At 62.2% G+C, this 24,488-nt stretch carries 23 protein-coding genes; 12 read left to right on the forward strand and 11 right to left on the reverse strand.

What is annotated here, in order from left to right:
* Window positions 1-52: 52 nt before the first annotated feature.
* The 5 genes from mltG to fabD all read right to left on the reverse strand — a co-directional run bounded on the left by mltG (window position 53) and on the right by fabD (window position 5,096).
* Window positions 53-1,336 carry an endolytic transglycosylase MltG gene (mltG, locus tag AB7828_RS07825; protein WP_175366145.1) on the reverse strand — a complete coding sequence of 428 codons (1,284 nt, stop codon included), beginning with the start codon at window positions 1,334-1,336 and terminating at the stop codon, window positions 53-55.
* Between the two features lie 114 nt (window positions 1,337-1,450).
* Window positions 1,451-2,716, reverse strand: coding sequence for a beta-ketoacyl-ACP synthase II (gene fabF, locus AB7828_RS07830; protein ID WP_441229852.1), 1,266 nt, complete (start codon window positions 2,714-2,716; stop codon window positions 1,451-1,453).
* A 124-nt stretch (window positions 2,717-2,840) separates the two neighbouring features.
* The gene (locus AB7828_RS07835) at window positions 2,841-3,080 is read right to left on the reverse strand and encodes an acyl carrier protein (RefSeq protein WP_006020277.1); all 240 of its coding nucleotides are present in this window, start codon (window positions 3,078-3,080) and stop codon (window positions 2,841-2,843) included.
* Between the two features lie 297 nt (window positions 3,081-3,377).
* On the reverse strand, window positions 3,378-4,115 hold the full coding sequence (gene fabG, locus AB7828_RS07840) for a 3-oxoacyl-[acyl-carrier-protein] reductase (protein WP_089263936.1): 738 nt from the start codon (window positions 4,113-4,115) through the stop codon (window positions 3,378-3,380).
* 21 nt (window positions 4,116-4,136) lie between these two features.
* Entirely contained in the window at window positions 4,137-5,096 is a 960-nt protein-coding gene (gene fabD, locus AB7828_RS07845) for an ACP S-malonyltransferase (RefSeq protein ID WP_439072020.1), read from the reverse strand.
* A gap of 369 nt (window positions 5,097-5,465) precedes the next feature.
* On the opposite strand from fabD, the gene rpsF reads away from it, so the two are divergent.
* The 4 genes from rpsF to rplI all read left to right on the forward strand — a co-directional run bounded on the left by rpsF (window position 5,466) and on the right by rplI (window position 7,906).
* On the forward strand, window positions 5,466-5,939 hold the full coding sequence (gene rpsF, locus AB7828_RS07850) for a 30S ribosomal protein S6 (protein WP_068731054.1): 474 nt from the start codon (window positions 5,466-5,468) through the stop codon (window positions 5,937-5,939).
* Between the two features lie 5 nt (window positions 5,940-5,944).
* Window positions 5,945-6,184: a 30S ribosomal protein S18 gene (rpsR, locus tag AB7828_RS07855; RefSeq protein ID WP_002711478.1), complete on the forward strand. Its 240-nt coding sequence runs from the start codon at window positions 5,945-5,947 to the stop codon at window positions 6,182-6,184.
* 124 nt (window positions 6,185-6,308) lie between these two features.
* On the forward strand, window positions 6,309-7,277 hold the full coding sequence (locus AB7828_RS07860) for a hypothetical protein (protein WP_441229853.1): 969 nt from the start codon (window positions 6,309-6,311) through the stop codon (window positions 7,275-7,277).
* A gap of 44 nt (window positions 7,278-7,321) precedes the next feature.
* Window positions 7,322-7,906 (forward strand): 50S ribosomal protein L9, encoded by a 585-nt coding sequence (gene rplI / locus AB7828_RS07865; RefSeq protein WP_089263933.1) that lies wholly within the window; start codon window positions 7,322-7,324, stop codon window positions 7,904-7,906.
* An 88-nt stretch (window positions 7,907-7,994) separates the two neighbouring features.
* On the opposite strand, the gene AB7828_RS07870 is transcribed toward rplI, so the two are convergent.
* Window positions 7,995-9,125, reverse strand: coding sequence for a hypothetical protein (locus AB7828_RS07870; protein WP_441229854.1), 1,131 nt, complete (start codon window positions 9,123-9,125; stop codon window positions 7,995-7,997).
* A gap of 256 nt (window positions 9,126-9,381) precedes the next feature.
* Here AB7828_RS07870 and AB7828_RS07875 point away from each other — a divergent pair, with 256 nt between their 5' ends.
* Window positions 9,382-10,632, forward strand: coding sequence for a class I SAM-dependent methyltransferase (locus AB7828_RS07875; RefSeq protein WP_441229855.1), 1,251 nt, complete (start codon window positions 9,382-9,384; stop codon window positions 10,630-10,632).
* Window positions 10,633-10,638: 6 nt separating this feature from the next.
* On the opposite strand, the gene AB7828_RS07880 is transcribed toward AB7828_RS07875, so the two are convergent.
* Window positions 10,639-10,869 (reverse strand): hypothetical protein, encoded by a 231-nt coding sequence (locus AB7828_RS07880; RefSeq protein WP_120292319.1) that lies wholly within the window; start codon window positions 10,867-10,869, stop codon window positions 10,639-10,641.
* A gap of 357 nt (window positions 10,870-11,226) precedes the next feature.
* Between AB7828_RS07880 and AB7828_RS07885 the strand changes: the two genes are divergently transcribed.
* A complete protein-coding gene (locus tag AB7828_RS07885; protein ID WP_068731048.1) occupies window positions 11,227-12,726 on the forward strand; it encodes a replicative DNA helicase in 1,500 nt (499 codons plus the stop codon).
* Between the two features lie 98 nt (window positions 12,727-12,824).
* Entirely contained in the window at window positions 12,825-14,015 is a 1,191-nt protein-coding gene (alr, locus tag AB7828_RS07890) for an alanine racemase (RefSeq protein ID WP_441229856.1), read from the forward strand.
* On the opposite strand, the gene AB7828_RS07895 is transcribed toward alr, so the two are convergent.
* Window positions 14,012-14,398: a tautomerase family protein gene (locus AB7828_RS07895; protein WP_441229857.1), complete on the reverse strand. Its 387-nt coding sequence runs from the start codon at window positions 14,396-14,398 to the stop codon at window positions 14,012-14,014. The two genes, alr and AB7828_RS07895, sit on opposite strands and share 4 nt — an antisense overlap.
* A 77-nt stretch (window positions 14,399-14,475) precedes the next feature.
* Here AB7828_RS07895 and AB7828_RS07900 point away from each other — a divergent pair, with 77 nt between their 5' ends.
* Together AB7828_RS07900 and AB7828_RS07905 are read left to right on the forward strand one after the other, a co-directional pair.
* Window positions 14,476-15,204 (forward strand): sulfite exporter TauE/SafE family protein, encoded by a 729-nt coding sequence (locus AB7828_RS07900; RefSeq protein WP_441229858.1) that lies wholly within the window; start codon window positions 14,476-14,478, stop codon window positions 15,202-15,204.
* 369 nt (window positions 15,205-15,573) lie between these two features.
* Complete coding sequence (locus AB7828_RS07905; protein WP_441229859.1) at window positions 15,574-19,050, forward strand: bifunctional diguanylate cyclase/phosphodiesterase; 3,477 nt, start codon at window positions 15,574-15,576, stop codon at window positions 19,048-19,050.
* Window positions 19,051-19,140: 90 nt separating this feature from the next.
* Here the strand turns inward: AB7828_RS07905 and AB7828_RS07910 are convergent, their stop codons facing one another.
* From AB7828_RS07910 to AB7828_RS07920, 3 genes are all read right to left on the reverse strand, one after another.
* Complete coding sequence (locus tag AB7828_RS07910) at window positions 19,141-19,494, reverse strand: hypothetical protein (RefSeq protein ID WP_089264635.1); 354 nt, start codon at window positions 19,492-19,494, stop codon at window positions 19,141-19,143.
* Window positions 19,495-19,770: 276 nt separating this feature from the next.
* Entirely contained in the window at window positions 19,771-20,037 is a 267-nt protein-coding gene (locus AB7828_RS07915) for a hypothetical protein (protein ID WP_441229860.1), read from the reverse strand.
* Window positions 20,038-20,234: 197 nt separating this feature from the next.
* The gene (locus tag AB7828_RS07920) at window positions 20,235-20,402 is read right to left on the reverse strand and encodes a hypothetical protein (protein ID WP_441229861.1); all 168 of its coding nucleotides are present in this window, start codon (window positions 20,400-20,402) and stop codon (window positions 20,235-20,237) included.
* Window positions 20,403-20,510: 108 nt separating this feature from the next.
* Here AB7828_RS07920 and radA point away from each other — a divergent pair, with 108 nt between their 5' ends.
* The 3 genes from radA to purF all read left to right on the forward strand — a co-directional run bounded on the left by radA (window position 20,511) and on the right by purF (window position 24,371).
* Window positions 20,511-21,971: a DNA repair protein RadA gene (gene radA, locus AB7828_RS07925; protein WP_441229862.1), complete on the forward strand. Its 1,461-nt coding sequence runs from the start codon at window positions 20,511-20,513 to the stop codon at window positions 21,969-21,971.
* A 238-nt stretch (window positions 21,972-22,209) separates the two neighbouring features.
* Window positions 22,210-22,842, forward strand: a complete 633-nt coding sequence (locus tag AB7828_RS07930; RefSeq protein ID WP_068731040.1) for a CvpA family protein — start codon at window positions 22,210-22,212, stop codon at window positions 22,840-22,842.
* A 35-nt stretch (window positions 22,843-22,877) separates the two neighbouring features.
* Complete coding sequence (gene purF / locus AB7828_RS07935; RefSeq protein WP_441229863.1) at window positions 22,878-24,371, forward strand: amidophosphoribosyltransferase; 1,494 nt, start codon at window positions 22,878-22,880, stop codon at window positions 24,369-24,371.
* Window positions 24,372-24,488 lie beyond the last annotated feature (117 nt).

Here is a 24,488-nt window from a genome sequence, read left to right on the forward strand (position 1 = left end):
TCAGGCCAAGGGGAATTCGAAGCAGAAGCCAGCGCAGGCTTGGTGGTACGGCCTATTGCTGAACAACCGGCGGTGTACCCGTCGACTGCGCAGCGCCCTGACGCGCCGGCGCGGCTGGCGCAGGAGCCGTACGGGCACGCTGTTTGGCCGGTGCGGCGGGCCTGACCGGACTTGTACCCGTCGCGGCGGCAGGATCCGTCGCCGCTCCGGTAGGCGCAGCAGTAGCCTCTTCCGGCGGCTCGACAGCGTCGTTCTGGACGGCCTTCTCGAGCGCGCGCAGCTTGCTGACGTTCTTCTGGTGTGCGTCGTAGGTTTCGGTAAAGGCGTGACCGCCGGTGCCGTCGGCAACGAAGAACAGGTCGCGGGTGCGTGCCGGATTGGCAGTCGCCTCAAGCGACGCACGGCCCGGATTGGCGATCGGGCCCGGCGGCAGGCCTTCCACCACATAGGTATTGTAGGGCGACGGCTGCTGGATCTCGCTGCGCTTGATCGGACGACCCAATGTGCCCTTGCCGCCGACGATGCCATAGATGATCGTCGGATCGGACTGCAGCTTCATCTTCTGGCGCAGGCGATTGGCGAACACGGCGGCCACCCGGCTGCGCTCATCGGCGCGGCCGGTTTCCTTCTCGACGATCGAGGCGAGCGTCACCAGCTGTTCAGGCGTCTTCGCCGGAATGTCGGCGTTACGGCGTTCCCAGACTTCGGCCAGCACGCGCTTCTGCAATTGCTGCATGCGCTGGATCACCTGGTCGCGCGGCGTGCCACGGGGGAATTTGTATGTCTCGGGCAACAACGTGCCTTCGCGTGGCATTTCACGGATCGAGCCGGTGAAGATGTCGTTATCGGTCAAACGCGCGACGATCTGCTCGGAGGTCAGGCCCTCGGGAATCGTGATGGAGTGTTGCACGACCTTGCCTTCGACAATGGTGCCGATGACATCGCGCAGATTGGCGTTCTTCTGGAACAGATATTCGCCGGGCTTCAGTTCCGAGCTGGCCTTCAACGCAAACACGGCGCCGATGAAAACCCAGCGATTGGCTGAGATCACGCCTTCGCGCAGCAACGCTTCGGCGATGTCGCCTTTGCCCGCACGCGCGGGGATATTGACGACCTTTTCTTCCTGCAGCGGCCCCGGCGCTTCCAGCGCCTGGCGACCATAGACATAGGCGCCACCTGCACCGAGCATGGCGACGATAATGATGGTGATGATGGCATTACCGGCAACCACGAGCGGATTACGCGCATGATCGGAACGCTTCGGCGGCGGCGGAACCTGCTCCGGCTCCAGCGCGGCACGCGGGCTCCTCGGCGAAATGGGCGGCCTCTCACTCATCGATAGTACCTGATCCTGTCGGTTCAATCGTGACGGGGACAAACACGATCCCTGTCAATAACATACGCCCAGTGTAGGAATTAGCGCGGAATACGGCGAAACGGTGGAGGTTCTCTAACCAGCCACGCACTGTAGGATCACGGACGCATTAGTACCGCCGAAACCGAATGAATTCGACAAGGCAATGTTGATCTCGCGCTTGCGCGGGGTCAATGCGACGAGATCGATCGCAGTTTCCACCGACGGATTGTCGAGATTGATCGTCGGCGGCGCGATGTTATCCCGAATCGCAAGCACACAGAAGATGGCCTCGACCGCACCAGCCGCACCGAGCAGGTGGCCGATCGACGACTTCGTCGATGACATCGACACTTTTGACGCGGCATTGCCGAGCAGGCGCTGAACCGCGCCGAGTTCGATCTCGTCGCCGAGTGGCGTCGAGGTGCCGTGCGCATTGATGTAGTCGATGTCGGCCGCGGCAATGCCGGCGCGCTTCATCGCAGCGTTCATGCTGCGGAACGCACCATCGCCATCGGGCGTCGGTGAGGTGATGTGATAGGCATCGCCCGACATACCGTAACCGATGATCTCGGCATAGATGCGTGCGCCGCGCGCTTTGGCGTGCTCGTACTCTTCGAGCACCACGACGCCGGCACCCTCGCCCATGACGAAACCATCGCGATCCCTATCGTAGGGCCGCGACGCTTTCTCCGGCGCTTCGTTGAAATTGGTCGACAGCGCGCGTGCTGCCGCGAAGCCGGCCATCGCCAAACGGCTGATTGGCGACTCGGTGCCGCCGGCGACCATGACATCGGCATCGCCGAGCGCGATCAGACGGCTGGCATCGCCGATCGCGTGCGCGCCGGTCGAACATGCGGTGACGACGGAATGATTGGGGCCCTTGAGGCCGTGCTCGATCGAGACATAGCCCGAAGCGAGATTGATCAGGCGACCGGGGATGAAGAACGGCGACACTTTGCGCGGGCCGCGCTCTTTCAGAAGCAATGCGGTATCGGCAATGCCGGACAGACCGCCGATGCCGGAGCCGATCATCACGCCGGTGGCGCAGCGATCGTCTTCATTGTCGGGGTGCCAGTTGGCATCGTCGAGCGCCTGCTTGGCGGCGCACATCGCATAGATGATGAAGTCGTCGACCTTGCGCTGGTCTTTCGGCTCCATCCACTGGTCGGGATTGAAGGTACCGCCCGTGCCGTCGCCGCGTGGAATCACACAGGCGATCTGGCTGGTGAGATCGGATACATCGAATGTATCGATCCGCTTTGCGCCGCTCTCACCGTTGAGGATGCGCTTCCAGGTCGGCTCGACGCCGCAGCCAAGTGGCGACACCATGCCAAGGCCTGTGACGACCACCCGCCTCATTGTCGTACCTCCATGGCCCATCCTTGAGCCAATGCCTTTGAGCAATGCCTACGCGTCACAGCAAGAAGCCGGTGGATCGCACAAACGCAATCCGGCCGGCTTCAAAATGTGTCGCGCGAAGGTGTCAGCTCTTTGCGTTCTTCTCGAGAAACTTGGTTGCGTCGCCGACGGTCAGAATCGTCTCGGCGGCATCGTCCGGAATTTCGCAGCCGAACTCTTCTTCGAACGCCATCACGAGCTCGACCGTGTCGAGGCTATCAGCGCCGAGATCATCGATGAAGCTCGCGGCATCGACCACCTTCTCGGGTTCAACACCAAGGTGTTCAACCACGATCTTCTTCACTCGCTCGCCAATCTCGCTCATATCAACCTCGTGCTTGTTACATTGGGCCCGTCCGCAGACGATACGAGCCATCGTGGAGCGTTTAACTCGTTAAACCTTGCGCAGTTGCGCGTCTCTGGATTGACCCCGTCGTCCCGGACGGAGCCTCGCGAAAACGGCAGGCTCGTCCCCGCCAATATACAGGGTTTCAAATTCCTGCAATGGCCTTCTTTGCCCCACCGTTGGAGGTTCGGTTACCATACTTCATTTGGCTTGGCCACATAGCCCGGTGACTGTCCAAACCTCAATTAAATCACGACGTTGGGGTTCCCCCGACGCTTAGATCATCGCCATGCCGCCATTGACATGAATCGTCTGTCCGGTGACGTAGGCCGCCTCATTTGAGCTCAGATAGACCGCTGCTGCCGCAATATCTTCCGGCGAGCCGAGACGCCCTGCCGGCACCTTGGTCAGAATCGTTTCGCGCTGCTTGTCATTGAGCACATCGGTCATCGGCGTTGCGATGAAACCGGGTGCAATGCAATTGGCCGTCACGTTGCGCTTGGCGTATTCCGCCCCCAGCGTTTTCATCATGCCGATCAGGCCGGCTTTCGCTGCGGTGTAATTCCCCTGCCCGGGATTTCCGGTCACGCCGACCACCGAAGTGATGGCGATGATGCGGCCGAAGCGCTTGCGCATCATCAGCTTGGTTGCGGCGCGTGCGAGGCGGAAGGTCGCGGTCAGATTGACGTTGATTACGTCATCCCAGTCTTCGTCCTTCAACTGGACGAACAGATTATCGCGGGTGATCCCGGCATTGCTGACGAGGATGTCGAGCTGGCCCATGGCTTTCTCGGCTGACGGCACCAACTCTTCGACCTCAGCGGCGTTGGAAAGATTGCACGGCAGCACATGCGTGCGATCGCCGAGCTTCGCAGCCAGCGTTTCGAGAACCGCCTTGCGCGTTCCGGACAGCGCCACCGTCGCGCCCTGAGCATGCAGAGCTGTGGCGATGGCCTCGCCGATACCGCCGGTCGCGCCGGTCACCAGCGCGGTTTTGCCTGTCAAATCGAACATCTTGTCTTCTCCTCTGGCCGCTTACGCCGAACGCGCTGCTGCGAGCGCATCCTTGGCGGCGGCAATGTCATTGGGTCCGCCGACGGCGACGCCGACGGCGCCTTCGGCAATGCGTTTGACGAGCCCGCTCAGCACCTTGCCGGAGCCGACCTCGAGGAAGCGCGTCACGCCCTGGCCTGCCATATAGGATACGCATTCGCGCCAGCGCACGGTGCCGGTGACCTGCTCGACCAGGCGGCGGCGGATTTCATCAGGATCCGAGATCGGCGCGGCCAGCACGTTGGACACCAGCGGCACCACCGGCTTGTTGATCGTGACCTTGGCCAGCGCCTCCGCCATCACGTCGGCGGCGGGCTGCATCAGGCTGCAATGGAACGGCGCCGACACCGGCAGCAACATCGCACGCTTGGCGCCCTTCGTCTTGGCGATCTCCAGCGCGCGTTCGACCGCAGCCTTGTTGCCGGACACCACCACCTGACCGCCGCCATTGTCGTTGGCGGCGTGGCACACTTCGCCCTGTGCAGCTTCTTCAGCCACGGCCACGGCGGTCTCGTAATCGAGGCCGAGTAACGCCGCCATGGCGCCGACACCCACCGGCACGGCCTTCTGCATGGCCAGACCGCGGGTCCGCAGCAGGCGGGCCGCATCCGTGACAGAGAGGCTTCCCGCCGCTGCCAGCGCCGAATATTCGCCGAGCGAGTGGCCGGCCACGAAAGCGGCGTCCTTGGCCAGCGAGATGCCGGCCTCGGCCTCAAGCACCCGCATGGTCGCCAGCGACACCGCCATCAGCGCCGGCTGGGCGTTTTCGGTCAATTGCAGGGTTTCGGCTGGGCCATCCCAGATGATTCCCGTGAGCTTCTCGTTGAGGGCCGAATCGACCTCGTCGAATACGGCCTTAGCGGCGGGAAATGCATCCGCGAGCGCCTTGCCCATGCCGACCGCCTGGGACCCCTGCCCCGGAAAGGTAAATGCTGCGGTCATTGACGCCCCGTCATGTTTTTTGGCTTAAACTCGTTCAAACGTGCGCCGTAAGACACTGGCACGACGGGGAATGTCAAGCCGCAGCGCCCAGGATGCACCACGATCCGGGTTCCCGCCCGCTCCCGGAATCCGCTCATTTGGCCCCCGTTTCGCTTGCCATTACTGGGAAAATCCGTATAAGGCCCCGATCCGCAGATCCCGGCCGGGAGCTGAACGGACGGTCACAGCAAAATCACACACAGGTTTGTTGCGATAGGGCCAGTTGGTCCGTCGTCCCGTGCTCCCGCCTTCTGAGCAATATCGAGTCCTTTCCATAAGGGTTCGAAGGGCTTGCCGCCGGGAAACGCGCTAACCTTGGAAAGGACAGCCATGCCTCTTTATGAGCATGTATTTCTCGCACGTCAGGATGCGAGCGCACAGCAGGTCGAAGACCTCACCACCCAGATGACCGGCATCGTCGAAGGTCTCGGGGGCAAGGTCGTGAAGATGGAAAACTGGGGCGTGCGCTCCCTGACCTATCGCATGAACAAGAATCGCAAGGCGCACTTCGTGCTGATGAACCTCGATGCCCCGTCCGCGGCGGTCACCGAGATTGAGCGCCAGGAGCGTATCAGCGAAGACGTCATCCGTTATCTGACCGTCCGCGTCGAAGAGCACGAGGAAGGCCCGAGCGCCATGATGCGTAAGGCTGATCGTGATCGTGAACGCGACGACCGTGGCGGTGGCTTCCGTGGCGACCGCGAAGGCGGCGGTTTCCGTGGCGACCGTGAAGGCGGTGGCTTCCGTGGTGATCGTGGTCCGCGTCGTCCGCGCGACGACGAAGCAGCATCGGTTGAGGAGTAAGAATAATGGCTGAAGCTGGTGCACGTCGTCCGTTTTTCCGCCGTCGCAAGACCTGCCCGTTCACGGGTCCGAACGCGCCGAAGATCGACTACAAGGATTCCAAGCTACTGATGCGTTACGTCTCTGAGCGCGGCAAGATCGTGCCGAGCCGCATCACGGCCGTCTCCGCCAAGAAGCAGCGTGAACTCGCCCGCGCCATCAAGCGCTCGCGTTTCCTCGGTCTGCTGCCCTACGTTATCCGCTAAGGCGGTTTTCGACCGGCGGCCTCGTGCCGCCGGTCGCTTTTATTTCTCATAAGGCTTCCGGGTCGTCCGGTCGCCGATGGTTGGGGCAAGTGCCTCTAACCGCTCAAAGGGGGCGGGACAGCTGATGATCGCAAGCCTTCTCATCGCGTTTGCCGCCGGCGCTGCCTCAGCGCTGATGTTCGCCTCGATCATTTCGGGCGCGTTGATTTCCCTTTTGCTGTTCTATCTCGCGCCGCTGCCCTTGATGGTGGCCGCTCTCGGCTGGGGTCCGGTGACTGCTGCCATCGGCGGCATCGCAGCCGGCACCTCGCTCGGCCTGCTGTTCGGCATGCCCTATCTCGCCGCCTTCGTCTTCACCGTGGCCCTGCCCGCATGCTGGCTCGGCCATCTCGCATTGCTCGGCCGTCCAGTGACTGCAGAAGTGCCGGGCGTGAATGGCGCAGCCGCGACACCGCCCTTGGTCGAATGGTATCCGGTCGGCCGCATGTTACTGTGGACCGCGGGTTTCGCCGCATTCACGACCATGGGCGCGCTGCTGACCCTCGGCACCGATGGCGACACTATCGTCTCGGCGCTGCGCCGCGCTCTGACCCGCATCCTGGGATCGCGCGGCGGCGCTGGCGACTCCGAACAGGTCATCAATGCGCTGGTGACGATCGCTCCGGCAGCCGCCGCCATCGTCGCGATCATGACGCTGACGCTCAATCTCTGGCTCGCCGGCCGCATCATCGTGACATCGGGCCGGCTGAATCGGCCGTGGCCTGAGCTGAAATCCGCAGCACTGCCGCCGATGACGATGGTCGCGCTGTGTCTGGCCATCGCGCTGTCCTTCATGGGCGGCATCGTCGGCATCTTTTCGCAGATTGTCACCTCGGCGCTGATGATGGCCTATGCCCTCACCGGCTTCGCCGCGCTGCATACGCTGACCATGGGCATGAAAAGCCGCGTGATGGTGCTCGGTCTGACCTACGCCATGGTGCTCGTCCTCGGCTGGCCCATCCTCACCATGGTTGGCCTCGGCCTCGCCGATGCCTTCTTCGGATTTCGCCAACGTTTTCTCGCACGCAAGCCACCTTCTTCGACGGTGGCCTGACCAACTCAACTCAACACCTGCTCAACACTTAAAGGAGAACGATCATGGAAGTCATTTTGCTCGAACGCGTCGCCAAACTCGGCCAGATGGGCGAAGTCGTCCGCGTCAAGGACGGCTACGGCCGCAACTTTCTGCTGAAGCGTGGCAAGGCGCTGCGCGCCACCGCCGACAACCGCGCCAAGTACGACGGCATGAAGGCTGACCTCGAAGCCAACAACATCAAGGCCAAGGCGGAAGCCACCACGGTTGCCGAGAAGATCGACGGCCGCAACGTCGTCATCATCCGTCAGGCGTCGGAAACCGGTCAGCTGTTCGGTTCGGTATCGGTGCGCGACATCATCGCCACCTTCGAGGCTGACGGCGTCACCTTCGCCCGTAGCCAGGTGCTGCTCGACGCGCCGATCAAGACCATCGGTCAGCACAAGATCTCGATCGCCGTGCATCCTGAAGTCGAAGTCAGCGTCAGCGTCACCGTTGCCCGTTCGGCCGACGAAGCCGAGCGCATCAACCGCGGCGAAGACATTTCGAGCCGTCAGGAAGATCAGGACGCAGCCGCCGAAGCACTTGCCGCCGCCGGCGAGTTCTTCGATCCGGACGCACAGGGCAACGCCGAAGAAGACAACGGCTAAGTCCACACGAAGCTTCTGCTCAAACGAGAAAAGCCCGGCCAGATTGGCCGGGCTTTTTTGTTCCGTTGTTGAGAGGCGGTTGAACCGTCTACTGCGAGATCGGCGGCACCGGCGAGCCTGACGAGGCCGGAGGCGCCGGTGGTGCAGCCGACGCCGGAGGCGGTGGTGGCGGCGCGGCCGGTGCCGGCGAAGGCGCAGCTGGAGCTACAGGAGTCGGCGCGGGCACTGGCGGAGTGGCGGGAGGCACGACCACTGGCGGCGGAGCAGCGGCTGGCGGAGGCGTTGGAGCCACAGGTGCCGGGGCCGGCGTTGCTGCGGGCGGAGACGCTGGGGCTGCCGGCGCAGGCGGCGCCGGCTCGGCTGGCGCCGGACGGCTTTCCCCTTCAGGCGCCTTCGGTGCCGGCGTGACCGACGGAACGGGATCTGGACGAAGTGCCGGCGTCTCAGGTTTGGCTTCGGGCTTCGCCTCAGGCTTGCTCTCTTCAGCGGGCTTCGCAGGCTCGGTCTTGGCCGGCTCCGGCCGCGGCTCAGCCTTCGGCTCAGACTTGGGTTCGACCTTGGGCTCGTCCTTCACAGGTTCGGCCTTCGGCGGCTCTTCCTGATGGCGGCGTCCCTTCTTGCCAAGCCTTTGCTTCTGCGCGGGACGCTCTGCTTCGGCGGCAGCCGGCGACTGTGCGTCTACGGGCTTGGCCGCATCGGGCTTCGCTTCGGGATTGTCTGTCGCCGGGCGCGCCTGTCGCCGGGCATTGCGGCCCTGGCGCGTGCCGGGCTCGGCCTGAGCTGGTGCAACATCGGCATCGGGCTTAGCGGCCTCCTGCGGACGTAGCCGGCGGCCCGGCGGCGGAGCCTCGGGCGGCGGCGCAGCACCGGGCTTGGCATCGGCCGGGGCCGGCTTCTGCTCGGTCGTGAGTTCACGGCCCTGACGCGTCAGGTTATCCCCGGCAGGACGGCGGTCGGCCGCCCCGTTGGACACGACATAAGCGGCCATGGACGCCGCCATATCTGTACTTGTGGTGTAGTGCTGGCGCAGGAAGGCCGGCAACTGACCGGGTGCCACCGTCTTCAGCAGCCCGCGCGGACTTTTATGGCAGACGGCACAGCCGCCCGCGAAAATCTGGGAAGGTGACTTTCCGGCTTCGAGGTTTTGGGCCTGTGCCGGGACTGCCGCGAAGCCAATCAGGAGCATCACCGTCGCTAAACTGAGCGCTCGGCTCAACATTTCAATCTCCTGATGTGGCTAGCTTAATCACGCGGATCACCTTGTATCCGATTGTGACGTGAATGGAAGCATCGACATATCGCAACGATGTGATCGGAACAATCGGGATAGCGGCATTGCAGCGTGCGCATTGGCACAGGCGGTGCATCACTACTATCTTCTACTCAAGAGCTAGGGAGACAGTTGATCTCGTGCACGGCGGGAAGTTACGCTGTTGCTTCAGTTTGCGCGTGATCGGATCATTGGGGTGATTTCGATGGACCGTCTGTTGCGATTCTTCCTGAGTCAGTACATTCGCCGAGGGGCAATAACCTTCACTACGGCCTCCGGCCAACAATTCACCTTCGGTGATGGCTCCGGACCTCCCGTCTCTGCCCGCTTCGTCACCAAAGCCGCCCAACGCCGACTACTTCTCGATCCCGAACTGGCACTCGGCGAGATATTTATGGACGGGCTCCTCGTTATGGAGCGTGGCACCATTGCCGACCTGCTCGCCATCGCCCTGAACCAGCCCGACATGGCGCCCCGCTGGGCCAAGCTGCAATGGTGGCTCCGCTACGTCCTGCGCCACGCCCAGCAGTTCAATCCCCGCAAGCGCTCCCGCAACAACGTTGCCCATCACTACGATCTGGACGGCCGGCTCTACTCATTGTTTCTGGATGCTGACAAGCAATATAGCTGCGCCTATTTCGAAGGACCGGACGCGACCCTGGACGACGCCCAGCTCGCCAAGAAGCGCCACCTCGCGGCCAAGATGCTCATCGAAAAAGGTCAACGCGTACTCGACATCGGCTCCGGCTGGGGCGGGCTTGGGCTCTATCTGGCAGAGATGACCGGTGCCAATGTCACCGGCGTTACGCTGTCCACCGAACAGCTGCAGGTCGCCAATGCCCGGGCCGGCGAGAAAAACCTCAAAGACCGCGCAAAATTCCTGCTCGAGGACTATCGCGACATCCCCGGTCCATTCCACCGCATCGTCTCCGTTGGCATGTTCGAACATGTCGGCGTCGACCATTACGACACCTACTTCAAGCGGTGCGCAGAACTTCTGACCGAGAACGGCGTCATGGTGCTGCACTCCATCGGTCGCCCTGAGGGACCCGGCATCACCAATCCATGGGTCGCCAAGTACATTTTCCCCGGCGGCTACATCCCCGCTCTGTCGGAAGTTCTCCCGGCGATCGAACGGGCCGGGTTATTGGTCTCGGACATCGAAATCCTGCGGCTGCATTATGCCGAGACGCTCAAGGCATGGCGCGAGCGCTTCATGGCACGACGCGAGGAAGCCGTGCGGCTCTATGACGAGCGCTTTGCGCGGATGTGGGAGTTCTATCTGGCGGCGTCGGAAATGTCGTTCCGTATGCAGAACGTGATGAACTTCCAGATCCAGCTCACCAAACGTCAGGACGTTGTGCCGTTCACGCGCGATTATATCGGGCGGGAGGAAGCTCGGCTTCGAGCCAGGGAACGGAGCCAACAACCGCGTCTGCAGATTGCCGGCGAATAGGCTGGTTTAGTGCTGGAATAGGAGCGTCGCATGCCGGCGGCGCAAGACAGGCCGTGGCCGCAGAATGGCGGGGCGCTGGAGGCGCGCTTTGGCGGCGGAGAGCGCTTTCGTATCGCATGGGACATTTTCAAGCTGCGCGGTGCGCTCGAACGTGTCGATCAGCGTGGACAACCACGCAGAACCGTCGGTTCCGGCAGCCTGAGTTCCGGCATCGGGATGCTGGTGACGCTGGCTCATGGATCTATCCTTCGCCTCTTATTCGTTTTGAAGCCAACGCCCGGCTCCCCGTGGGGTTCCGGCACTGCCGTGCCTGCCAGCGGCTGGCTCTCTTATAAGTGCGAGAGATCGCCATCCGGTTCAGGCGCGGGGCGCAATTTTTGCGGGTTCCTTAAGCAATGATTCAGACCCCTCCCCTTGCTGCGGTGGAAGCGTCAAGCGCAATGCGCGCGACCGACCGGAATTCCCCCGCCTTGATGTGTGAATCGTGCATAAGGCCGCTTCGTCCTTCCACTCGGAGACCGTCAGGCGCTTAGTCGCCGACGCCCGCGTGACTACGCCGTTCATCCGCCCAATTCGGAAGACCCAATAGAGACCATGGCCGCATTCGATTCGAACGTTCTTAAGCTCACCCCCGAGGCGGGCACCCCGGCCTATCGGTCGGCGCCGCACAATATCGAGGCGGAACAGGGCGTGCTGGGCGCGATCCTGGTCAATAACGACGCCTTCTACCGGGTCTCGGACTTCCTCAAGGCCGAGCATTTCTTCGAGCCGATCCACCAGACGATCTTCGAGACGGCCGCTGCCATCGTGCGCGCCGGCAAGATCGCCACACCCGTGACGCTGAAGACCTTCCTGCCGACCGACACGGATCTCGGCGGCATGACCGTGGGCCAATATCTCGCCCGCCTCGCCGCCGAAGCCACCACCATCATCAATGCGCAGGATTACGGCCGCACGATCTACGAACTGGCAATCCGACGCCAGCTGATCAATGTCGGCGAGGACATGGTCAACGTCGCTTATGACGCTCCGGTGGATTTCGCCCCCCGCGCCCAGATCGAGGATGCCGAGCGTCGGCTGTATGAGCTGGCCGAAGCCGGCCGCTATGACGGCGGCTTCCAGCGCTTCTCCCAGGCAATGACCACAGCGCTGGACATGGCGGCCAACGCCTATCAGCGCGACGGCAAACTGTCGGGCATCTCCAGCGGGTTGCGCGACCTCGACGCCCGCATGGGCGGCTTGCAGCGCTCCGACTTGATCGTGCTCGCCGGACGCCCCGGCATGGGCAAGACCTCGCTGGCCACCAACATCGCCTACAACATCGCCGCCGCCTATCAGTCCGAAGTGCAGCCCGACGGCAGCATGAAGACCATCAATGGCGGCGTCGTCGGCTTCTTCTCCTGCGAAATGTCGGCCGAACAGCTCGCCACGCGTATTCTCGCCGAGCAGACCGAGATTTCCTCCAGCGCGATCCGCCGCGGCGGCATCACCCAAGCCGAATTCGACAAGATCCGCGACTACACCATCAAGCTGCAGAACCTGCCGCTTTACGTCGACGAAACCGGCGGCCTGTCGATCTCGCAGCTCACCGCCCGCGCCCGCCGCCTGAAGCGGCAAAAGGGCCTCGACGTCATCATGGTGGACTACATCCAGCTCTTGCAGGGTTCGGGCAAACGCTCCGATAACCGCGTGCAGGAAGTCACCGAGATCACCACCAGCCTCAAGGCGCTGGCGAAGGAATTGAACTGCCCGGTAGTGGCGCTGTCGCAGCTCTCGCGTCAGGTCGAAAATCGTGAAGACAAGCATCCGCAACTCTCCGACTTGCGTGAATCCGGATCGATCGAGCAGGACGCCGACGTGGTGGTCTTCGTGTATCGCGAGGAATACTATCTGCAGGCCAAGGAGCCGCGACTCGGCACTCCCGAGCACGAGAAATGGCAGCTCGAGATGGATCTTGCGCACGGCAAGGCCGAAGTCATCATCGCCAAGCAGCGTCACGGCCCCACAGGCACCGTCGACCTGCAGTTCGAAGGCCAGTTCACCCGCTTCAGCGATCTCGCCGGCGGCGCCCAGTTCCGCGCCCCGCAGGAGTGACGCGCGTGCGGTTGAACCGTCTCTGACGCGCGCATATTGTGCGGCGCAGAATTCAATCGTGTGATCCCATCACACGATCCCTGTGCCAGGACATTTCGATGAACAGCGTCTCCGATCCGAAATTAACAACTCCCGCCGAAATGGAGTTGCCTGCAGACGCCAGCGGCATCCTGACCATCGATCTCGACGCCATCGTCGCCAATTGGCGCAAACTCGAAAAACACGGCGTGCCTGCCGAATGCGGCGCGGCGGTGAAGGCCGACGCCTATGGCTGCGGCATCACCCCCGTGGTGCGCGCGCTGGTAAAGGCGGGCTGCAAGACCTTCTTTGTCGCGACCTTCGACGAAGCTCGCGCCGCCCGCGCGGCCGCGCCCGAAGCCGCGATCTATCTACTGAACGGTTTTCCGCCGAATTCCGGCGATGCGCTGGCCGCCATCAATGTGCAGCCCGTGATCGGCGATCTCAATGAACTCGCCGAATGGGACATGTTCTGCCGCCGCACCGGCTGGAAGGGCGGCGCGGCGGTGCATATCGACACCGGCATGAACCGGCTCGGCCTCGGCCTGGTTGACGTCCAGGGCCTGATCCCGCGCCTAGGTTCCGGCGATCACGGCTTCACGCTGGTGATGAGCCACCTCGCTTGTGCTGAACAACTGCACAATCCGATGAACGCCCGGCAATATTCCAGTTTCCGCGAGGCGTCATCGTTGTTCTCCGGCGTGCCTGCATCCCTCGCGAATTCGTCGGGCATCTATCTCGGCGCGGCCTATCAGTTCGATCTGATGCGTCCGGGCGCAGCCCTCTACGGCGTCAATCCGACGCTGGAAGCCGACAACCCGATGGCACCTGTGGTCGATCTCAAGGTGCGGATCCTGCAGACCCGCAGCGTCGAACGCGGCGACAGCGTCGGCTATGGCGCCACCTGGGTGGCGCGGCGTCCGACCAGACTTGCAATCATCGCGGCCGGCTATGCCGATGGTTACTTCCGCGCGGCCGGCAGCAGCGACGGCACCCGCGGCGCCGAGGTGATTATCGCCGGCCAGCGCTGCCCAATCGCCGGCCGCATCTCCATGGACCTGCTTGCGGTGGATATCACCGACCTGCCCCACAACGCCGCCCGCCGCGGCCATCTGGCGACGCTGATCGGCGACGGCATCACCGTCGACGAACTCGCGCATCACTACGGCACCATCGCCTATGAGGTGCTGACCAGCCTCGGCCGACGCTACCTGCGGGTCTACAAGGGCGACGACGGCACCGCCGCCGCAGAGCCCGCCGCCGCGTCCTAGACGTCGACCTTGAAGCTGAGTTCGATCTCGGAGGCCGGCAGGCCGCCGCGCACGCCCCAGTTCTCCAAAGGCTGTTCGTTCAGGACGATCTTGATCTCGAGTTCCGGAACGCCGAGCGCCCCAAGGTTCTGCACGATCGTCTTATAGAGGCTTCGCTTGGCCTCGATGGAGCGGCCGGCAAACATCGTGATCTCGACCCGCGTAAAACGCTGCGAGCGCCCGGTCGGCACGATGCGCTGCGTTTCGCTATAGGTGTCCACCGTCACGTCGCGGTCCCAGTCGGGAATTTTGAGCGCCGCCAGCATCGCCGACTGCACGGCCTCAATGACCTCGATCTCACGGCCCCGCGCCCATTCTCCGGCGACTATTCTTGTGACTGGCATCGCCGTCTCCCATCGGATCGGTTGCACCTACACGACTGGAGCGCTCTTGTAACGTCCCGCGCTTGGAGAGTCGCGCCTTGAACTTCATCTTCGTCTGCACGGTCGGCCTTATCGCCGGCACCATTTCCGGGATCGTCGGCACCGGCTCGTCGATCATGCTGATGCCGGTGCTGGTCTGGCAATTCGGGCCGAAGGAAGCCGTGCCGATCATGGCGGTCGCCGCCGTGATGGCCAACCTGTCGCGCATCCTCGCCTGGTGGCGCGAGGTCGACTGGCGCGCCACCGCCGCCTATTCGCTCACCGGCATTCCAGCTGCAGCCCTGGGCGCACGCACGCCGCTGGTGCTGCCGTCGCATGTGGTCGATCTCACCATCGGACTGTTCTTCATTGCCATGGTGCCGCTGCGCCACTGGCTGGCGCGGCGCTCCTTCACCATCAGCCTGTGGCAACTCGCGCTTGGCGGCGCGATCATTGGCTATCTGACCGGCATCGTCGTCTCCAGCGGCCCACTCAGCGTGCCGCTGTTTCTGTTTTACGGCCTCGCCAAGGGCGCCTTCCTCGCCACCGAAGCCGCGAGTTCGCTCGGCCTGTATCTCAGCAAGTCTGTCACCTTCCAGCGGTTTGGCGCGCTCGATCTCGACGTGCTTGTGAAAGGCCTGATCGCCGGCGCCTCGCTGATGGTCGGCGCATTCATCGCCAAGCGCTACGTACTGAAGCTGAGCGTCGAGACGTTCCGCCTGGTCATGGACGGGATCATGCTTCTGGCGGGCGCAAGCATGGTGCTGTCGGGGATGGCGCTGATCTAGGGCGTGTACTCACAAGCCGCGGTAAGTATGTCCGCTATCCCCGCGAATTGCAGGCTCAACCAGGACATCACCTCGGGTCCGAAACGCGCCAACAGGAGATTTCCAAACGGCAGGCCGTTGGAAGCTGGCGCTGTTTAAAGTTGTATCTATTACTTAGAAGTACATGCGACTGATTTTCATAGATGCGATCAACCAGCAACAGGTATTAGTATCTCGCAAATCCGCATATCCAACGTGCGCAGTGCAACATAATCCTTTGCCTCGCCGCGTACAGTAAAGCCAATATTTCCAACCTATTATTAAGGTTCGTCATCCACGCTGAAATCCGGAATTTCATTTGTTTCATTTGTAACGACTACTGGACGCTTCATGCGCGCGTTCTATGGAAGACTGGCCCGGCTGCCAGGATTTTCATTGGTGGTGCTCGGCGTCTTCTTTGCGACGTCGATCATCGTTGTGTTTTTGGTGGATCTGCAGGCGCGCCATCATGCGGCGCTTTCTGAGGCAAGAAAGGCAGCACTGAACATCGCCGAGATTCTCGCCGAACACACGGCGCTGACCTTTGAGGGGATCGATCGAACACTGCTCGAAGCTGAGAGAATTCGCGAAGATAACCTTTCGGGAAAGTATGCAACGCCCGAAGCCGCAAATACCGCCTTGCGTCTTCTCAAGAAGGCCTCATCGATCGTCGTTGCCGTCGGCTGGACAGATGCAGCCGGTAACCTTCTGGCGCATTCCTACGATCGCACGCCGCCGCGAAGCAATATCTCCGACATGTTGCACTTCACCGCTCAACGCGATCAGGCCGATGGCCGGCTGTTTATTGCGCCCCCCTATCCCTCGGCTGTCACCGACAAATGGTTGACGGCGGCGTCGCGCCGGTTAAGCAACGCCGACGGCAGCTTTGCAGGGGTCGTAACTGCGCCGCTCGACCCGACACATTTCACGCAGGTCTATCGCGCGATCGATGTCGGCAAGGGCGGATCCGTGCTGTTGCTGCATCGCGCGGGCACGGGGCGGGTTCTTGCGCGAGAGCCCGCGAGAAAAGGAGCCATCGGCAAATCTTTCGCGGATAGCCCGCTCGTCTCCGAATATCTGCCAAAATCGGAAGCAGGCACCTACGAGACGATAGGCGTTATCGACGGCATCGCGCGCCTCGCGGGGTACAAGGCTGTGCCCGGACTGCCGCTGGTCTTGGTCATCACATACGCCCGCAGTGAGGTGCTGGGACCATGGCGCCAGCACCTTTACATGGTGGGCCCGCTCGTCGCCATGATCGTTGCCGTCATCTTGTTCGGCACGTTTAGGATTTTGCGCCAGACGAATAGTCTTGCCGTGAAAACTAGGATTCTGGAACGAACGAACATGCAGTTCGATGCTGCCTTGAGCAACATGTCGCTAGGGCTCTGCCTGTTTGACGCGAACAAGAATCTGGTGGTTTCGAATGGCCGCTTCCGCGAGATGTACGGTTTCCCGGAAGAACTCGTCAGGCCCGGAACACCTTTGTCTCTCATGCTGCAGGCCCTCAAAGATCGCGGAAAGCACGATTTGTCCATCGAGGGGGATGTTCAGGAGATTCCGACGAAGCAAAGACAGATTTTTATGACTGCCGACGGTCGCGTGATTTTAATTCAACGCAGGTCGATTGCGGATGGCGGATGGGTCGCAACCCATGAAGACATCACCGAGCAGAAACGCGCACAGCGCTTGTTGACTGATAAAGCTGCTGAACTTGAGCGGATCAACATGCGCTTCGACGCCGCGATGAACAACATGTCGCAGGGTCTTTCGCTATTTGATGGTGAGCAGAGGATCATTCTTTCAAATGCGCGCTATGCGGAAATCTATCACCTCAGCGAGGAACAGGTGAAGCCAGGGACTACGCTGCGGCAAATCATTGAATATCGCCGGGCGAAGAGAACAAATTGCGAAATGGCTGCGGATGTCCTTGTCGACGCCAAACTGAAACTGGAGAAAGAGGTCCAGGAGCTTGTCGACGGACGCCTCATTTCGATGACGCGCCATCTGATGCCGACCGAAGGGTGGCTGGCGACTCATGAAGATGTCACGGCGCAAAAACACAGGGAGCAGTTGCTGGCCACGAAAGCCGTGGAGCTGGAGCAGACCAACGAACGCTTCGACATTGCGCTGAGCAACATGTCGCAGGGTCTCTGCATGTTCGACGGAGCGAAACGGCTCGTTGTCTGGAATGATCGTTATGCGGAACTATACCAGTTGCCTGCGGCTTTGTTGAAAGTCGGGACGCCTCATGAGGCTATCATCGCCGATCGCGTCTCCCGTGGCATTCTCAAGGGCGGGACGAGCGAACCAGCCATCAGGAAAAAGATAGCTGAATTGGGCCAGCACTCGACCGATTCAAGCTCGGCCAGGGTCGATGAATTTGCGGATGGGCGATTGATGCTCGTCACCCGACAGCCGATGAAGGACGGCGGTTGGGTTGCAACGCACGAAGACATCACCGAACGGCGGCGCGCAGAGGCCGAGATCGTTCACCTGGCGCGTCACGATGCGCTCACGGGACTTGCCAACCGAACACTGTTTACCGAGAAACTTGAGGAGGCGAGCCAGCGTCTTAGCCGCCATGACGATGGCTTTGCCGTGGTCATGCTCGACCTCGATAGATTCAAGACCGTCAACGACACGCTGGGACATCCTGCAGGGGATCGTTTGCTTGTTGAGTTCGCTCAACGGCTGAAATCATCGACTCGCGAAACCGATGTGCTGGCCCGCCTTGGGGGTGACGAGTTTGCGATCATCCAGGACGGAGGACCCAATCCGCAGGAGGGTGCAATCGTGCTTGCCCTCAGGATCATCGATGCCATTGCTCAGCCATTTGATCTCAACGGCCACCAGGCCAGCATCGGGATCAGCATTGGAATTGCCCTCGCTCCGGAACAGGGCGTCGATCCCGAGGACCTGTTGAGAAAAGCAGATCTCGCGCTCTACGACGCCAAGACGGGCGGGCGAAACGATTTCCGCCTGTTCCAGTCCGAAATGATCGAGGCTGCCCACTCGCAGAAGATATTGGCAAACGAACTGCGAGACGCGATCGCGCGAAATGAATTCGAAGTGCACTATCAGCCGGTGGTTGACGCCAAGACACGGCAGATCCGCGGCGCCGAGGCGCTGGTCCGCTGGCGGCATCCGTCGAAAGGGCTCATCGCTCCCGATCAATTTATTCCGCTCGCGGAAGCGACGGGGCTGATCCTTCCTCTTGGCGAGTGGATCCTGCACCAGGCTTGCACGGATGCAGCGTCGTGGCCGGCTCACCTCAAGATCATGGTCAACATCTCAGCGGTTCAAGTCAGCAAGGGAAAGCTGCTCGACGTCATGCTGGATACTCTGATGGAGACGGGTCTTTCGCCTGAACGGCTGGAGTTGGAAATTACGGAGACCGCTCTTCTTGAGAACGCGACGGCGCATCTGGGGACGATACGGCAACTGAAGAATCTCGGCATCTCCATAGCGCTCGATGATTTTGGCACTGGTTATTCAACGGCGAGTTATTTGACCAATTTCCCGTTCGACAGGATCAAGATCGACAAATCCTTCGCACAAGGCGCTCCCAATCGCCGCGATTGTGCAGCGGTGGTGTCCTCGGTGCTTGCGCTGGCCCGTGGTCTTGGCATCGCAACGACGGCCGAGGGTGTCGAGACCGAAGAGCAATTTGAATATCTGCAGGCTGCAGGCGTAGACCTCGTCCAGGGCTTTCTGTTCGGTCGGCCCGTCCCGCTCTCCGAATTCGACCTCGATGCGGCAGTTTCATTTGGAAATGGTGCTGCTGACGGCGAGTTGTGCGGAGAGGTCATCACCGCAGGGAGATGACCGCCGCCGCCACCGGTGGCCTCCCCCAAACGCAAATCGGCCACCCTGAGGCGGCCGATCGCAGTCCTGAAAATCTGAGCTATCCGCGGCTTAGTAACCGTAGCTTGAGCCGAAGCTGAAGCCGCGATTGCAGGTCGAGCAGCCCTGCTGCACCGGTGCGTAATAGACCTGCGCCGGAGCGACCATCTGGACGCGCTGCTGCGTGGCATATTGTGCCGGGATGCGCTCGTAATCGACGCGCGCAGGCGCAACCATCACGGTCTTCGGCACCATCACCGTCTCGTACTGCGCCGGCGTGCGGCGCGCGACGGTGCGGCCGGGAGCCACCATCACCGTCTCTTCGACCGTGCGATACTGCGGCGGCACCACCTGCTGCTGATAGCAGGTCTGGCACGGCGGCGGTGTGTAGCAGTTATAGCAACCCGCCGAGGCAACACCGGGCATCGCCATTCCGGCGACAGTGGCGAACATCGCAGCAGCAATCAATTTTGTCATGATGAGACCCCGTGGCGAGCTTGTTTGAAATGAGTTCGTATCGCTCTGATGCGCGACACTCAGCCAAGCACCACCACCGGTCAACGCGGTCCTGATATTTACCTTGATGAACGTGCTTAAGATTTGATGACGGCAACATATCAGGATGCCAAGGCAGACACAGCTGCACTGCGCCTGGATTCACCGCAGAGCCCGACGTGAGATCAATCGGCCTCAGCAGCCAACCTAATAACCGTCGCGGGGCAGCCCGAAGAGTTGCTCGAACACACTCGGTTGGCGAACCACCCATTGGCCCGGTTCGCCCGTTCTCAGATCCCGCACATAACGCGGCGGCGCTTCCACATAGTAAAGCGGCGGCGGCGCGCGAATGCCGGTATCCATCTTGATGGGATAGCGCGCGGTGCCGGCGCGATAGCGCGCATCACGGTAGTCAGAGGCAAGTACCGGCGTCGCCAGCGTCGCTGCACCCAGCACGATCATCAAAATACGCACGGCACACCTCACGCTGACGTCACTGCGGTGAGGCTATAGAGCGGAGGTTAATGAAGGATTCGTCGCACGTGCAGTTCCACACGAGCTCCTGCGCGGAATGAATTAGACTCGCGAAGCGCTGGACTCGGCTCAGCTGGTTGGTCGAGCAGCCTCGATCGCTCACCACTGCTTGCATCTGGATTCTGCTCGCGGCGCGTCTACCGAGCGTAAGCAATCGCCAAGCTGAAGAAGGACCACTGCAGAGGCTGCACCTCCAGCATCGCCGCGGCAAAGGCGATCCAGGCCGACATTGCCGACCAGTTCTCGCGCGTCGGAATTTTGGCAACCGAATAGACCTTGCCCATGTGCCGGTCGATGCGTCCCACCCGGCGAGGCTGGCAAACCCTTCGAGAAGAAACTTGCAAATGCCCCATTCAACCGCGTAGACCAAGAGAACAAACCAAAAACACCTACAGCCCCGATTCCTTCCGCCAATGGCCAAGAACCTCCTTTCCTTCGTCTGCCAGAACTGCGGTGCCGCCTATAACAAGTGGCAGGGCAAGTGCGACGCCTGCGGCGAGTGGAATTCGCTGGCCGAGGAGGACACCACCGGCGTCACCACGATTCCGGTCAGCGCGCGCTCCAAGCGCAAGGGGCGCACCTTCAATCTCGAAAGCCTGACCGGCCAGAGCAACAATGCGCCGCGCATTGCCTCGGGGATGGGCGAACTCGACCGCGTCACCGGCGGCGGTTTCGTGCGCGGCTCGGTGCTGCTGATCGGCGGCGATCCCGGCATCGGCAAGTCGACACTGCTGACACAGGCCACCAGCCTGATGGCGCGTGCCGGCCACCGCGTGGTCTACATCTCCGGTGAAGAAGCCGTCGCCCAGGTGCGGCTGCGCGCGTCGCGTTTGGGCCTCGCGGACGCCTCGGTGCAGCTCGCGTCCGAAACCTCGGTCGAAGATATCGTCGCCACGCTCTCCGAAGGCACCGTGCCGCGGCTGATCGTGATCGACTCGATCCAGACCATGTGGACCGACACGGTGGAATCCGCGCCGGGCACCGTGACCCAGGTCCGCGCCTCGGCGCAGGCGCTCATTCGCTTCGCCAAAAAATCCGGCGCCACCATCATCCTGGTCGGCCATGTCACCAAGGACGGCCAGATCGCCGGGCCCCGTGTGGTCGAGCATATGGTCGATGCCGTAATGTCCTTCGAGGGCGAAGGTTCGCAGCAGTTCCGCATCCTGCGCGCGGTGAAGAACCGCTTCGGCCCCACCGACGAGATCGGCGTGTTCGAGATGACCGGTCTCGGCCTGCGTGAGGTCTCCAACCCGTCGGAGCTGTTCCTGTCCGATCGCGATCTCGGCTCGCCGGGCACCGCCGTCTTCGCCGGCATGGAGGGCACCCGTCCGGTGCTGGTGGAACTGCAGGCTCTGGTTGCGCCGACCACACTGGGCACCCCCCGCCGCGCCGTGGTGGGGTGGGATTCCTCCCGGCTGTCCATGGTGCTGGCCGTGCTGGAGGCCCATTGCGGGGTCAAGCTGTCGGGCTACGACGTCTATTTCAACGTCGCCGGCGGATTGCGCATTAACGAGCCCGCCGCCGACATGGCCGCGGCCGCAGCCCTGGTCTCTTCGCTGTGCAATGCGCCGCTGCCCACCGACGCGGTCTATTTCGGCGAAATCTCGCTGTCCGGCGCCGTGCGCCCGGTGGCGCAGACCTCGGCGCGGCTGAAAGAGGCGGCAAAACTCGGCTTCGGCCGCGCGGTACTGCCGGAATCGGCACGCGGCGATCCCGGCGGCGATGCCGGACTGTCGCTAAATACCATCGGCGGCCTGACCTCGCTGGTCGCCGATATCGCTGCGCGCGGCGTCAAACCCACGCGCGACAACAGCAAAAGCACAGATGCCGAGAAAAATACCGTACCGGCGCGATTCAAACGCCAGGACGGCTGACAGCGGCGTGACCTGCGCTGCTGCGGCCGCTATAGAATGCGCGCGCAACAGACTGCGCAGATGTGCAAAACGCTCCGTTAAGGCACTCTGCCGAAAGCGGAACAATGGTGTGATCAGGTGTGCTCTTGCGGCCGATAGCGGTTTTCCGGCCTTGCGAGACGTGCCATATCACCGTCACCTGAAGCGGCCGCCTGTGCCGATTCGCGGTTTCTGATTCACGAGCGGACCTGACCAGCCGATGCCGATCACGATTCTCGACCTTGTCCTGCTCGGCGTCATGCTGATCTCCGGCCTGCTGGCCATGGTCCGCGGTTTCATGCGCGAGATCCTGTCGATCGCGGCCTGGGGCGCGGCGGCGCTAGTCACCTTGTTCGCTTTCCAGAAGCTGCTCCCGACCGCTAAAACTTATTTCAACAACGATACCGTCGCCAGCATCGTGGTGGTGGCCGGCGTGTTCATCGGCACGCTGATCGTGGTCTCGATCATCACCGTCCGCATCTCCGACATGATCCTGGATTCGCGCATCGGCGCGCTGGACCGCACGCTGGGCTTCCTGTTCGGCCTAGCCCGCGGCCTCCTGATCGTGGTCGTCGCCTTCCTGTTCTTCTCATGGCTGGTGCCGGACAAGCAGCGTCCGGATTGGGTCACGGGAGCAAAATCGCGCGTCGTTCTGCAAGGAACCGGCGATTGGCTGATGGCACTCTTGCCGGATGACCCTGAAAACACCATCTTGAAGAGGTTCAAGAAAAACAAACCCGATGAGGATACGACCGACGCCGAGCCCGCAGCGCCCGGCGCCGCGGATGGCTATTCCAAACCTGCCCGCGACAGCCTGAAAAAGCTGATCGATGGCAAACCGGCGGGACGCTAGGCGTTCTTAGTTTCTCGCGATACCTGAAAGGCGCGATGGATCCGATGCAGAGCCCTTCCGACGACGCGAGCACCACCATGCGAAATCCCGATCTCGACGGCGACATGCTCCGCGAAAAATGCGGTGTGTTTGGTATCTACGGCCATCCCGATGCGGCGGCGATCACCGCGCTCGGTCTCCACGCCCTCCAGCATCGCGGCCAGGAAGCGGCCGGCATCGTCGCCTTCGACGGCAAGCGTTTCCACTCCGAACGCCGCCTCGGTCTCGTCGGCGACACCTTCTCCCGCCGCGAAGTGATCGAGCGCCTGCCCGGCACCGCCGCCGTCGGCCACACCCGCTACTCCACCACGGGCGAAACCATTCTCCGCAACGTCCAACCGCTATTCGCCGAACTCAATGCCGGCGGTTTTGCAGTAGCCCATAACGGCAACCTCACCAACGGTCTGACCCTGCGCCGCGAGCTCGTGAAGAACGGCGCGATGATGCAGTCAACCACCGACACCGAGGTCATTCTGCACCTCGTCGCGCATTCCAAGCGCAACCGTTTCATCGACCGCTATATTGAAGCACTCCGCGCCATCGAAGGCGCCTATGCGCTGGTGTCGCTGACCAACAAGAAGCTGGTCGGCGCCCGTGATCCGCTCGGCATCCGCCCGCTGGTGCTGGGTGAACTTGACGGCTCGCCGATCCTCGCATCCGAGACCTGCGCGCTCGATATCATCGGCGCCAAGTACATCCGCGACATCGAGCCTGGCGAAGTCATCGTGTTCGACGAGAACGGCGCGCAGAGCCACAAGCCGTTCGCGCCGCAAGCGCCGCGCCCCTGCATCTTCGAATATATCTACTTCGCGCGTCCGGACTCGATCGTCGGCGGCCGCTCGGTTTATGACACCCGCAAGGCGATGGGCGAACAGCTCGCCCGCGAGACCCATGTGGAAGCCGACGTGATCGTGCCGGTGCCGGACTCCGGCGTGCCTGCCGCGATCGGCTATTCCCGCGCTTCGGGCGTGCCGTTCGAACTCGGCATCATCCGTAATCACTATGTCGGCCGCACCTTCATCCAGCCGACCCAGAGCGTGCGCGAACTCGGCGTGCGCATGAAACATTCGGCCAACCGCGCCGCCATCGAAGGCAAGCGCGTTGTGCTGATCGACGACAGTCTGGTGCGCGGCACTACCTCGAAGAAGATCGTCAAGATGATGCGCGACGCCGGCGCCAGGGAAGTCCACTTCCGCATCGCGTCGCCGCCGATCACCCATCCGGACTATTACGGCATCGACACGCCGGACCGCGCCGGCCTGCTCGCCGCCACGCACACGCTGGAAGAAATGCGCGACCTGATCGGCGCGGACTCGCTGGCCTTCGTCTCGGTCGACGGCATCTACCGCGCCATGGGCGAACCCGGCCGCGATCCTGCCCATCCGAAATTCGCCGATCACTGCTTCACCGGCGACTACCCGACCCCGCTCACTGACATGAGCGAGATCGACGCCCCGCGGCAGCTCTCGCTGCTGGCTGAGGCGAGCTGATCGCAGTCTTATCGGGTGTCATCCCCGCGAAAGCGGGGATCCATAGCCACGATCTAATTTGTTTGGCTCTGGATTAGACACGACCACCTTTCCGCATCATAACCCTCCCGTGTATGG

Origin of the sequence: Tardiphaga sp. 215_C5_N2_1 (assembly GCF_052076055.1) — a bacterium.
Lineage (GTDB): Bacteria > Pseudomonadota > Alphaproteobacteria > Rhizobiales > Xanthobacteraceae > Tardiphaga > Tardiphaga robiniae.

Coding starts and splice junctions, on each gene's coding strand:
- AB7828_RS07895 (WP_441229857.1), bottom strand. CDS start 14,398: ATGCCAGTCACAAGAATAGTCGCCGGAGAATGGGCGCGGGGCCGTGAG.
- AB7828_RS07905 (WP_441229859.1), top strand. CDS start 15,574: ATGCGCGCGTTCTATGGAAGACTGGCCCGGCTGCCAGGATTTTCATTG.
- alr (WP_441229856.1), top strand. CDS start 12,825: ATGAACAGCGTCTCCGATCCGAAATTAACAACTCCCGCCGAAATGGAG.
- AB7828_RS07885 (WP_068731048.1), top strand. CDS start 11,227: ATGGCCGCATTCGATTCGAACGTTCTTAAGCTCACCCCCGAGGCGGGC.
- rpsF (WP_068731054.1), top strand. CDS start 5,466: ATGCCTCTTTATGAGCATGTATTTCTCGCACGTCAGGATGCGAGCGCA.
- fabF (WP_441229852.1), bottom strand. CDS start 2,716: ATGAGGCGGGTGGTCGTCACAGGCCTTGGCATGGTGTCGCCACTTGGC.
- rplI (WP_089263933.1), top strand. CDS start 7,322: ATGGAAGTCATTTTGCTCGAACGCGTCGCCAAACTCGGCCAGATGGGC.
- AB7828_RS07875 (WP_441229855.1), top strand. CDS start 9,382: ATGGACCGTCTGTTGCGATTCTTCCTGAGTCAGTACATTCGCCGAGGG.
- AB7828_RS07835 (WP_006020277.1), bottom strand. CDS start 3,080: ATGAGCGAGATTGGCGAGCGAGTGAAGAAGATCGTGGTTGAACACCTT.
- rpsR (WP_002711478.1), top strand. CDS start 5,945: ATGGCTGAAGCTGGTGCACGTCGTCCGTTTTTCCGCCGTCGCAAGACC.
- AB7828_RS07910 (WP_089264635.1), bottom strand. CDS start 19,494: ATGCCCGGTGTTGCCTCGGCGGGTTGCTATAACTGCTACACACCGCCG.
- AB7828_RS07880 (WP_120292319.1), bottom strand. CDS start 10,869: ATGAGCCAGCGTCACCAGCATCCCGATGCCGGAACTCAGGCTGCCGGA.
- mltG (WP_175366145.1), bottom strand. CDS start 1,336: ATGAGTGAGAGGCCGCCCATTTCGCCGAGGAGCCCGCGTGCCGCGCTG.
- purF (WP_441229863.1), top strand. CDS start 22,878: ATGGATCCGATGCAGAGCCCTTCCGACGACGCGAGCACCACCATGCGA.
- fabD (WP_439072020.1), bottom strand. CDS start 5,096: ATGACCGCAGCATTTACCTTTCCGGGGCAGGGGTCCCAGGCGGTCGGC.
- radA (WP_441229862.1), top strand. CDS start 20,511: ATGGCCAAGAACCTCCTTTCCTTCGTCTGCCAGAACTGCGGTGCCGCC.
- AB7828_RS07930 (WP_068731040.1), top strand. CDS start 22,210: ATGCCGATCACGATTCTCGACCTTGTCCTGCTCGGCGTCATGCTGATC.
- AB7828_RS07870 (WP_441229854.1), bottom strand. CDS start 9,125: ATGTTGAGCCGAGCGCTCAGTTTAGCGACGGTGATGCTCCTGATTGGC.
- fabG (WP_089263936.1), bottom strand. CDS start 4,115: ATGTTCGATTTGACAGGCAAAACCGCGCTGGTGACCGGCGCGACCGGC.
- AB7828_RS07860 (WP_441229853.1), top strand. CDS start 6,309: ATGATCGCAAGCCTTCTCATCGCGTTTGCCGCCGGCGCTGCCTCAGCG.